Here is a 10,415-nt window from a genome sequence, read left to right as displayed (position 1 = left end):
GCGTGGGAACGATCGAACCGCCAGTCCCCTGTGGAAGCGGGCTTGCTCGCGATGGCGTCAGCCCAGACACCCCGTGGGTTGGTTTGAAGCTGATCGTCCCCATGCTCTGCGTGGGGATGCATCCCGTGACGCTCTGCGTCACATTCCGGAAGCGGAACGCGGAGCGTCCCTGGCGGCATTCCCACGCAGGAGCGCGGGAACGATCGAACCGCCAGTCCCTTGTGGGAGCGAGCCTGCTCGCGATGGCGGTGGCTCGGCTTGCGACTGGGATCAGATCTTGAAGCTATCCACCAGTTGCTTCAATCGATTGGCCTGTTGCGACAAGGCATCGCAATCCTTCAGGGTTTCATTGAGGTTGGCCACGCTTTGCTGGTTCAGCAGGTTGATGTGGCTGACGTCCATGTTGAGGGTTTCAACGACAGCGGTCTGTTCTTCGGTCGCAGCGGCTACCGATTGGTTCATGCCGTCGATCTCACCGATACGCTGCGTCACGCTGACCAGTCGCAGGCCGGCCTGGTTGGCCACTTCCACGCTTTCTTCGCTGGACGTCTGGCTGGCGTTCATCGTGGTTACCGCTTCACGGGAGCCGACTTGAAGCGAGGTAATCATCTTGTGGATTTCTTCCGCCGACTCCTGGGTACGGTGCGCCAGGTTGCGCACTTCATCGGCCACCACCGCAAAACCACGGCCGGCTTCACCGGCACGGGCCGCTTCGATGGCCGCGTTCAGGGCCAGCAGGTTGGTTTGCTGGGAGATGCCTTTGATCACGTCCAGGATGTGGCCGATGTTGTCGGTGCTGGCGTTCAGGGTTTCGATCTGGGTGCAGGAAAGGCTGATCTTCTGCGACAGCTCGGTCATGGCCTGGATGGTTTTTTCCACCACTTGGCGACCGTCATCGGCCTGTTCACTGGCACCGCTGGCATGTTGCGAGGCATCGGCGGCATTGCGGGCGATTTCCTGGGTCGCAGCCCCCAACTGGTTGATGGCCGCGGCCACGCTGTTGGTGCGAGCGCTCTGCTCATCCGAGCCGACAAGCGACGCATTGGACGAGGTCATCACCCGCTGCGACAAGTCATGCACCTGACGGGTGGCGGAAGACACTTCCGAGATCGACGCGTGAATCCGCTCCACGAACTGGTTGAACGAACCCGCCAGCACCGCGAACTCATCCTTGCCCTGCACCACCAGGCGCCGGGTCAGGTCGCCTTCGCCCTGAGCGATGTCCTGCATGGCGCGCCCCATGGTGGTCAACGGGCGCATCAATACCTGGATCAGCATGCTCAGCAGCAACGCAATGGCCGCCACCGCGACAAACATCGCAATCAGCGCAGACGTACGGAACTGGCTCAACGGCGCGTAGGCCTTGGCCTTGTCGATCGACAGGCCAATGTACCACTCGGCGTTCGGCAAGCCAGTCACTGGAGTAAACGAAAGGATACGGTCCTGCCCGTTCAGCTCAACATCCTGGATACCCTTGCCAATGCGCACCGGGGTCCCGGGGTAGATGTCCTTGAGGTTCTTCATCACCTGGTCTTTGTCCGGGCTGACGATCACCTGACCGTCGCCGCTGACCAGGAACGCATGGCCGATACCACCGAAGTCCACGGAGTTGATGATCTTCACCAGGGTTTCCAGGCTCAGGTCACCGCCCACCACACCGAGCAGTTCGCCGTTGTGCTTCACCGGCAGGGCAACGGTCACCACCAGGCCACCTACCGCCGCCAAATAAGGCGGGGTCAGCATGGTTTTATCGGCGGTCACCGCCTGTTTGTACCAGGGGCGCTGACGCGGGTCGTAGCCGTCAGGCATTTTGGCGTCCGGGCGCTGGGTGAAGACGCCGTTGGCCTGGCCCACATAAGTGAACTGGAAGTTCGAGGTCAGCGCCGGCTGATCGACCAGCCCCGGCAGATCGGCAGTAGCGCCCTGGTGCGCGATGTTTTGCGCCAGGTTTTCCAGCACCAGTATCCGGCCACTCATCCAGTTCTGGATGCTGCTGGCCGTCAGGTCGCCGGATTGCTCGATGGACGACTCAAGGCTGCTGCCGATGGTGTTGCGCTGCAAATAATCGTTGTAGAGCGTGAACAGGGCAAAAGCCAGGACCACCACACCAGAGGCGGCAAGAAGGATTTTGTGGCTGAACTTTAGATTCATTGATGAGGCTTCTTAGGCAAGGAGTGGGGGTGCATTCCAGATTTGCAACGTTCCATGTAGCAGTGCGAGCGGTTATCAGTACGCTCCACTTTGGTGCACGCATACCAGTCTGTCGGCAAGCCTGTACAAATAATTAGGGATTCGAAGAAATAGGCGACGGGAGGACATAGTGGGCGAACGGTGGTTGCAAATTCGCCGACGGCTGATGACAATGCGACCTATTATCATTTGTAACATCCAGGCCATCGCGTCCATGTCATCTCCCGAGTTTGCAGTACAGGCGCTCTACAGCCGGCATCACGGCTGGCTCAATACGTGGCTGCGCACCCGGCTGGGCAATGCCGCCGATGCGGCGGATCTGGCCCAGGACACCTTCGTGCGCCTTTTGCAGCGTAGCGAACGCCTGGAACTTCGAACTCCACGCGCCTTTTTGCGCACCATCGCCCAAGGCCTGGTGATTGACCATTGGCGGCGAGAAGAAATCGAACGTGCCTACCTGCAAACCATAGCTCACTTGCCGGAAGCCCAAACCCCTGGCGCTGAAGCCCAGGCCCTGATCCTGGAACTGCTCGAAGCCATTGCCAGGATGCTCGAAGGCCTCAAGCCGAAAGTGCGCAGGGCCTTTCTGTTGGCCCAGTGCGAAGGCCTGACGTACAAGCACATTGCCGAACAGATGGGCATCTCGTTGCGCTCGGTGGAGCGCTACGTCGCCGATGCGCTGTACCACTGCTATGTGCTGCGTTATGAAAGCTGAGCCGGCGGAGCACTTGCAGAGCCGCCGCAACGGCCCGTCGCAACAGGTGGTCAGGCAGGCGATCAACTGGCTGCTGCGCCTGCGCAATCACACCGCTCACCCGACCCTGCGCCAACAGTGCGACACCTGGCGCGCCGCCCACCCGGAACACGAACTGGCCTGGCAACGGGTGCAATCGCTGCACAGCGAATTGACCTCCAACCTGCGGGCGGTGCCCGGTGCCCATGTCGCCCTGGACACCCTGGAAAACAGTGTCCAGCGCCTCAGTCGTCGCCAGGCCCTGAAGTTGCTGTCGGGCATCGCCGTGGTGAGCGGCGCGGCTTGGCTGGGCAAGGATCTGGGCTGGCAAGCGTGGAGCGCTGACTTCGCCACCGCCATCGGTGAACGCCGAGGTTTCCAGTTGCCGGACGGCACGCGACTGGAGCTCAATACCCACAGCGCCGCCGACCTGGACTTCAGCGCCCGGCAGCGCCTGATTACCCTGGCCCGCGGCGAAATCATGGTCACCTGTGGTCGCGACCCGGGTCGGCCGCTGCTGGTGAAAAGCAGGCATGGCCTGTTCGAAGGGCTGGAAGGACGCTTCGTCGTGCGCCAGGACAGCGACTGCACGCGCTTGAGCGTCACCCGCGGGCAAGTCGTCATCCGTTCGCACCCCAACAGCGATGGCACGCCCATTCAGGTCGAGGCCGGGCAAAGCTATCTGATCACGGCATCGACAGCGGCCCTCGTACCGCCGCTGGACATGGACGCAGGCGCCTGGGCCGACGGCTTGATCGTCACGCGCAACATGCGCCTGGAAGACTTCCTCAATGAAGTAGGACGCTACCGCCCGGGTTATATGAACTGCGCGGCGTCGGTTGCCGACCTGCGCTTGTCGGGGGTTTTCCGTTTGGAGGACACCGACAAACTGCTCGCCGTCCTGCCACGCATGCTCCCCGTACAGATCCGTTATCGAACCCGTTGGTGGATCACGGTGCAGCGCCTGGCTTGATTTTTTTTGGCGGGTTTCAGGCCGGCGTCCGGCTAGGACAGTAAGCACCCCTTATCTGCCTTCAGCGACTCCAACGGAACCTACAATGACTGAGCGCTTGTTTCTCAAGACCCCCTTCGGCTTCTCTGCGCAACCGGGCCTGTTGCGCCAGGCGATTCATGCCGCGCTGTTCTCCACGGCGCTGGGGGTCAGCGTCGTGCCGATGCTCGCGGTGGCCGCACAAAACGGCGTGACCGCCAGCCGTCAGAGCTACAACATTACCCCGGGCCCATTGAGCGATGTGCTGAACCAGTTCGCCCGCCAGGCCGGGATCACCCTGGCAAGCACCCCGGCGCAAACCGGCGGCGTCCAGTCCCCGGGGCTCAAGGGCGAGTACTCGCCGGACCAGGCCCTGAGCCAACTGCTCAGCGGCTCGGGACTGGTTGCCGTCAGCCAGGATGGCAGCAGCTACGTGCTGCAGACCGAGACCGCTGGCAGCACACTGGAATTGCCGACCACCGACATCAAGGGCTTCGCCTTGGGTAACGCCCTGGGCAGCATGGAAGGCTACAACGCCACCCACAGCCAGGTCGCCACCAAGACCAGCACCGCCCTGCGCGAAACCTCCCAGAGCGTGTCGGTGGTCACCCGCGAACAAATGGACGATCAGGGCGCGCAAACCGTGTCCCAGGCCATGCGCTACACCCCCGGTGTGCTGACCAACCCCTACGGCGCGACCCACCGCTACGACTACGTGGCGATGCGCGGCTTCAACGATGGCTCGGTGGATAACATCTACCTCGACGGCCTCAAGTCCATGGGCGACAGCGGCACCTACAGCTCCATGCAGGTCGATCCGTACTTCCTGGAGCGGGTCGACATTCTCAAGGGCCCATCCTCGGTGCTCTACGGTCGCAGTTCGCCCGGCGGCCTGGTGGCACTCACCAGCAAGAAGCCGCAGTACGAGGCCTATCACCAGATCCAGGCCACGGTCGGCACCCAGGGCCAACGCGGCATGGGCTTGGACTTCACCGGCCCCGTGGATGACGACAAACGCATCACCTATCGCCTGATCGGCCTGGCGGACACCTCCGACACCCAGTTCGACCACAACAAGGAAAAGCGCTTCGCCCTCGCGCCGACAGTGAACATCGACTTCAGCGAGGACACCTCGCTGACCCTGCAAGCCTACCTGCAGCATGACCCCGACGGCGGCTACCACGGCGGCATGCCGGCCGATGGCACCTTGCATCAGCGCAACGGTCGACGGATTTCCGAGCACTTCTTCGAAGGCGAACCCGGCATCGACCGCTATGAGCGTGACCAGCAGTCGTTCGGCTACCAATTCGAACACCGTTTCAACGACGTCTTCACCGCCCGGCAGAACTTCCGTTACCTGGATTCCGAGGTCAAGAACGATCAGGTCTATGCCTACGACTGGACCACGCCCACCAGCAACGAACTGAACCGCTACTACACCGGCGCCGAAGAAAAGCTTCATTCCTTCATCGTCGACAACATGCTGCAAGCCGAATTCTTCACTGGCGCGACCAAGCACACCGTGCTGATGGGGGCCGACTATCAGCGGCGCAAAACCGTGGTCGACTGGACCAGCGGAAATCTGGCGCCAATCAACGCCTTTGACCCGGTCTACGGCAACTCGACCATCACTGGTCGCTATGACACCAGCTACCTGCGACGCCTGGAGCAGACCGGCGTTTACCTGCAAGACCTGATCGAAATGGACAAGTGGCGCTTCTCCCTCGGCCTGCGCCAGGACTGGGTGCAAACCTCGGATGAGAACCGCATCGCTGAGTTCGGTCGCCCAGAAGGCACCGAGATCAACGACAAACGCACCAAGCTCACTGGCCGGGCCGGGGCGCTGTACCTGTTCGACAACGGCCTGGCGCCGTACATCAGCTACTCCGAGTCGTTCAACCCCAACTCCTATGCCGACAGCGCCGGCAACCCGCTGCCGCCCACCGATGGCAAGCAATGGGAACTGGGCCTGAAGTACCAGCCGCCGGGCACAGACGACCTGTACACGGCCTCGCTGTTCCGCATCGACCAGGAAAACCTGGCGACCAAACTGCCCCAGGACAACTTCTACCGCGCCGTCGGGGCCGTGCGCTCCCAGGGCCTGGAGTTGGAGGCGCACCTGCAGTTGACCGAACAATTCAAAGTGCTGGGCAGCTACACCTTCACCGACATCGAATACTCGAAATCGATGGTCAGTACTTTGAGCACGCCCACCGACATCATCGAAAACAAGGGCAACTCCCCGACCCAGGCCCCGCGCCACATGGCCTCGGTGTGGGCGGACTACAAGTTCGACAGCGGCACCCTCGATGGCCTGCGCCTGGGCGGCGGCGTGCGGTATGTCGGCTACAGCTGGGTCGATGCGGAGAACACCATGAAAGTGCCGTCCTACACGTTGTTCGATGCCTCGGTGGGGTATGACCTGGGCAAGGTCGGCTTGAAGGGCGTGGACGTGCGCCTGAACGCGAACAACCTGACCAACGAAAGCTACGTCGCTTCGTGCGCGAGCCTGAGCTTTTGCTACATGGGCGAAGAGCGCAATGTGGCGGCGACGGTGAGTTACCAGTTCTAACTCATTCTTCAGGCCAGGCATGCACCTGTGGCGAGGGGATTTATCCCCGCTGGGCCGCGAAGCGGCCCCAAAAAGGGTGGATGTGATCAGGCCTGACACTACGCGGCGGCAGGTCAAAGGGGCTGCTGCGCAGTCCAGCGGGGATAAATCCCCTCGCCACAGGTTGTGTGTTTGTCCCTGAAGTGGTGCGTCTCAAACTCGAGCCGTACCCACCTCCTCCCGCGCCACAGCCTCTTCCCGTACAAACCGATTCGCCCGCCCGAACGTACCGAAATCATTGAACCGCACACCCATCTCCCGCATCACCTTGTGCGCCACCGGCACCGTCAGTTGACGAATGTAGAACGGCTCCTTCACCACGAAGTGATGAATGCCATGGCTGCTGCCGAAGTTGAAGCAGAACGCCTGCAACGGCCACAACCACCAGGGATTGAGCACTTGGGTTTGCTGGATGACATTGCCCGGCTCGATATCGCCGTAGTAGTGCATGTTCGAACTGACGAAATGCAGGCAAAAGGTGCGCAACACGTTCGGCCCGATGATCACCACCGCCGCGATATCGATCACCCGCATCGTCGCCAGCGTAATGGCCGACCAGTCAATTGAAGTCCCCAGCAGACTGGCGACACCGTTAGCCCCGTGGAAACCGAGAAACACATACCAGGCGCCCCAGTGCAGCAACGCCAGCGGGAAATACACCTTCAGCGTGCGCTTGAGGATGCTGCGCTTGTGCGCCCAGGTCCTGGCTCGCAGCAGGCGGATGAACGCCGACATCACGTTATCGCCGACCATCAGCAACCGCGCCAGTCCCCAGGGTTCGCCGTTGGTGATGGCCCGCTCCTCCATGTCGGCTTCGCTGCCGGACACCTTGTGATGGTTGAGGTGCAGGTGGCGGCGGATCCACGGATTGATCGTGCTCGGCCGCGCCAGCCAGACCAACCCCATCATCAGGTTGTGGGGCAGGCGCTGCTTGCGAAAATACATGCTGTGGATCAGGTCATGTTCCAGCTCGTGGGTCAGCGACGCGAAGAACGCGTTGAGCAACAGGCACGCCCACCCGGCCAGGTAACCGTTGATGTAGAGCAGCGCCGAACCGATCATCCCAGCCAGGGCGAACGCCAGGATGCCCGCGCCCAACGCGTCCTGGTGGCGCAGGATCGGATAGCGCCGACGCAACTCCTCGCCCCGGGCCAATACAACCTGGCGAATATGGGCTGATCGTTGTTGTGCATTCAATCGCTCGGAGCTTGCGCAAGTGCCGTGCATGGCTTACATCCTCTGTTAGAGATGTGCTCATCCTGCCGGGCGTTGTCCCCTGGGGTGGTAGCCGTAAACGCCAACCTGTTGACCGCAAGCGCCAATCGTCATGACTGAACCGACTTCCCTCGCCAGCTGGACCCGCGCCCTGCGCAAACAGCTCGATGCGCTGGGCCTGGACAGCCATGTCTTGTGCGTGGAAGCCGGCCTCGACCCGCAATGGATGGACGACCCGAACGCCCGTTACCCGCTCTCGGCCACCACCCGCCTGTGGGCATTGGCTGTGCAGGCCAGCGGCGACCCGGCCATCGGCCTGCGGGTCTCGCGTTTCGTCAGCCCCACCACCTTTCACGCGCTGGGTTATGCCCTGGTGGCCAGCGGCAGCCTGCGGGAAGTGTTCGAGCGGATCGTGCGCTATCACCCGGTGGTCAGCGATGCGCTAACCCTCCAGCTGATCCGCACAGAGGACCGTTATCGCTTTAGCCTCGAGGTGCCGCCGGACCGACCGGCGCCAGCCTTCGAGGCCATCGACGCGTTCGCGGCGATTTATGTGCGTACCTGTCGCAACCGCCTCGGCCGTGATTACGCACCACTGGCGGTGTACCTGCGGCGCCCGAAACCGGCGGACCCCAGCCCCTGGCACAAAGTGTTCCGCTCGCCGGTGCATTTCGGCGCCGCGCAGGATTGCCTGGAGTTCAACCTCACCGATTTCGACAGCCACCTGGACGACGCCAACCCGGAACTGGCCGAACACAATGAAACGGTGCTCGAACGCACCCTCGCACAGCTCAAGCCACTGACCTGGGAACGCAAGGTACGCGCGGCCATCGAGGCCCAACTGCCCGAAGGCGAGCCCAGCGCCGAACGCATCGCCCAGGCCATGCACCTGAGCCTGCGCAGCCTGCAACGGCACCTGGCCGACGAAGGCTGCCGCTTCGACGCACTGCTCAACGAGTGCCGGGAGAATCTGGCGCTGCTGCACCTGCGGGATCCGAATTGTTCGCTGAGCGAAGTCAGCTACCTGTTGGGTTTTGCCGATGCCAGCAGCTTCAGCCGCGCCTTCAAGCGCTGGACCGGGATGACGCCGGGGCAGTTTCGGGATGGGTTGCGCTAGGGATTTGGATTGGCTGGGCGGGCGATGACTTTCGCCCAGACAACCAGCTCCTGTGGCGAGGGAGCTTGCTCCCGCTCGGCTGCGCAGCAGTCGCAAAACCGGCCAATGCGATCCGCCTGCCTATAGACATGCCAAGGGCCTGCTGCGCAGGCCAGCGGGAGCAAGCTCGCTCCCACAGGGGGCAGGTCGGTTTCAGATGGTGGTCAGCGCCCGCAATCGCTCGATGTCGACGATTTCGATCTCGCCATAACCCAGGTGGAGAATGCCCTGGGCCTGCAAGTCCTTGAGGATCTGGTTGGTGGTCTGGCGTGACAGCGCGAGCATCAATGCCAGTTGCTCCTGGGGCAGTTGCAGGACGCGGCGGGCCGGTTCGATTTCGCCGTAGCCTTCGGCGATCATCAGCAGGCGGTGGGCCACCCGGGCCGGGGCGGGCATCAGGCTCAGATGTTCGAGGTTGATGAAGGTCAGGCGCAGTTTGTGGCTCATCAACAATGCCAGATGCCGCCAGTAGATCGGTTGCGCTTGCAGGAAGGCCAGCAACGGCGCCTGCGGCACGTGCAGCAGCGTACCTTGACCGACCACCACCGCATCATGAGTGCGCGGCTGGCCATCGAACAGGCAGATTTCACCGAACCAGTGGGGCGCCTCGATCATACTCAGCAGTGCCTCCTTGCCCTGTTCGTTCACCGCACCGACGCGCACCGCGCCTTCCAGCACGGCATACAGCCCGCACGGCGGATCGCCACGCTTGAACAGCCCATGGCCCGGCGGCAGGCGGCGCTCGCGGGCCATATCCAGCAGGCTATTCTGTAACTCAACGGGCAAGCGGCTGTACCAGTGGCCGGCCATCAGTTGTGAGTGCCAGGGATGCGAATTCATGGAAACTCCGGGACAAGTGTCGGCTAACTGACAGAGCGTCGTGCAAGACCTGATGCATCATGCGGGCATCATCCCAGGAGGAACAACAATGAAAAGCCTCGTCGATCATCTCAGTCAATACGCCACCTATCACCGCGATCCTCGCAACATCGCCACTCATTTCGTTGGCATTCCGCTGATCTTCGTCGCCGTTGCCGTGCTGCTGTCACGGCCCGGTTGGCCGCTGGGCGCGATCCTGGTTTCTCCGGCATTGCTGGTGGCCGTGGCCAGTGCTTGGTTCTATCTACGCCTGGAAGTGCGCCTGGGTGTGCTGATGACGGTGCTGCTGGGCCTGGCGCTATGGCTGGGTCAGACACTGGCAACGCAAAGCACGGCGGTGTGGTTGAGCAGCGGCCTGGGGATGTTCGCGGTGGGTTGGGTGATCCAATTCGTCGGCCACTATTACGAAGGCCGCAAACCGGCGTTTGTCGACGACCTCACCGGGCTGATTGTCGGGCCGCTGTTTGTGGTGGTAGAAGCGGGTTTCCTGCTGGGGCTTCGCGGCGAATTGAAGCAGGCCATCGAAGAGCGCGCCGGGCCGGTGACGTTGCGCAACCAGCGTTCGGCCGCCTGAAAACACCCCCCTGTGGGATCGAGCTTGCTCCCACAGGGGATTGGCGGCTCGATCGTTCCCACGCTC

Annotated in this window: 8 protein-coding genes; 5 read left to right on the top strand and 3 right to left on the bottom strand. The window is 62.4% G+C overall.

Annotated features, from left to right (window positions below; genetic code table 11):
• Window positions 1–270: 270 nt before the first annotated feature.
• The gene (locus BT116_RS22870; protein WP_072347278.1) at window positions 271–2,151 is read right to left on the bottom strand and encodes a methyl-accepting chemotaxis protein; all 1,881 of its coding nucleotides are present in this window, start codon (window positions 2,149–2,151) and stop codon (window positions 271–273) included.
• A gap of 253 nt (window positions 2,152–2,404) precedes the next feature.
• Here BT116_RS22870 and BT116_RS22865 point away from each other — a divergent pair, with 253 nt between their 5' ends.
• The 3 genes from BT116_RS22865 (at window position 2,405) to BT116_RS22855 (ending at window position 6,486) form a co-directional block, all read left to right on the top strand.
• The gene (locus BT116_RS22865; protein WP_072347296.1) at window positions 2,405–2,905 is read left to right on the top strand and encodes a sigma-70 family RNA polymerase sigma factor; all 501 of its coding nucleotides are present in this window, start codon (window positions 2,405–2,407) and stop codon (window positions 2,903–2,905) included.
• Window positions 2,895–3,896, top strand: a complete 1,002-nt coding sequence (locus BT116_RS22860; protein ID WP_072347275.1) for a FecR domain-containing protein — start codon at window positions 2,895–2,897, stop codon at window positions 3,894–3,896. The genes BT116_RS22865 and BT116_RS22860 overlap by 11 nt, the downstream gene beginning before the upstream one ends.
• An 85-nt stretch (window positions 3,897–3,981) precedes the next feature.
• The gene (locus BT116_RS22855; protein ID WP_072347273.1) at window positions 3,982–6,486 is read left to right on the top strand and encodes a TonB-dependent siderophore receptor; all 2,505 of its coding nucleotides are present in this window, start codon (window positions 3,982–3,984) and stop codon (window positions 6,484–6,486) included.
• Window positions 6,487–6,678: 192 nt separating this feature from the next.
• Here BT116_RS22855 and BT116_RS22850 read toward each other — a convergent pair whose 3' ends face one another.
• Window positions 6,679–7,752, bottom strand: coding sequence for a fatty acid desaturase (locus tag BT116_RS22850; RefSeq protein ID WP_072347271.1), 1,074 nt, complete (start codon window positions 7,750–7,752; stop codon window positions 6,679–6,681).
• Window positions 7,753–7,852: 100 nt separating this feature from the next.
• Between BT116_RS22850 and BT116_RS22845 the strand changes: the two genes are divergently transcribed.
• On the top strand, window positions 7,853–8,857 hold the full coding sequence (locus BT116_RS22845; RefSeq protein ID WP_072347269.1) for an AraC family transcriptional regulator: 1,005 nt from the start codon (window positions 7,853–7,855) through the stop codon (window positions 8,855–8,857).
• Between the two features lie 192 nt (window positions 8,858–9,049).
• On the opposite strand, the gene BT116_RS22840 is transcribed toward BT116_RS22845, so the two are convergent.
• Complete coding sequence (locus tag BT116_RS22840; protein WP_072347267.1) at window positions 9,050–9,736, bottom strand: Crp/Fnr family transcriptional regulator; 687 nt, start codon at window positions 9,734–9,736, stop codon at window positions 9,050–9,052.
• Window positions 9,737–9,824: 88 nt separating this feature from the next.
• On the opposite strand from BT116_RS22840, the gene BT116_RS22835 reads away from it, so the two are divergent.
• Window positions 9,825–10,349 (top strand): Mpo1 family 2-hydroxy fatty acid dioxygenase, encoded by a 525-nt coding sequence (locus BT116_RS22835; RefSeq protein WP_072347265.1) that lies wholly within the window; start codon window positions 9,825–9,827, stop codon window positions 10,347–10,349.
• The last annotated feature ends 66 nt before the right edge of the window (window positions 10,350–10,415 follow it).

The sequence above is a fragment of the Pseudomonas sp. NFACC16-2 genome (assembly GCF_900119205.1).
In the GTDB taxonomy this organism is placed as follows: Bacteria; Pseudomonadota; Gammaproteobacteria; order Pseudomonadales; family Pseudomonadaceae; genus Aquipseudomonas; species Aquipseudomonas fluorescens_Q.
The sequence above is the reverse complement of the archived record's forward strand: the minus strand, read 5'-3'. Positions and strand labels throughout refer to the sequence as shown.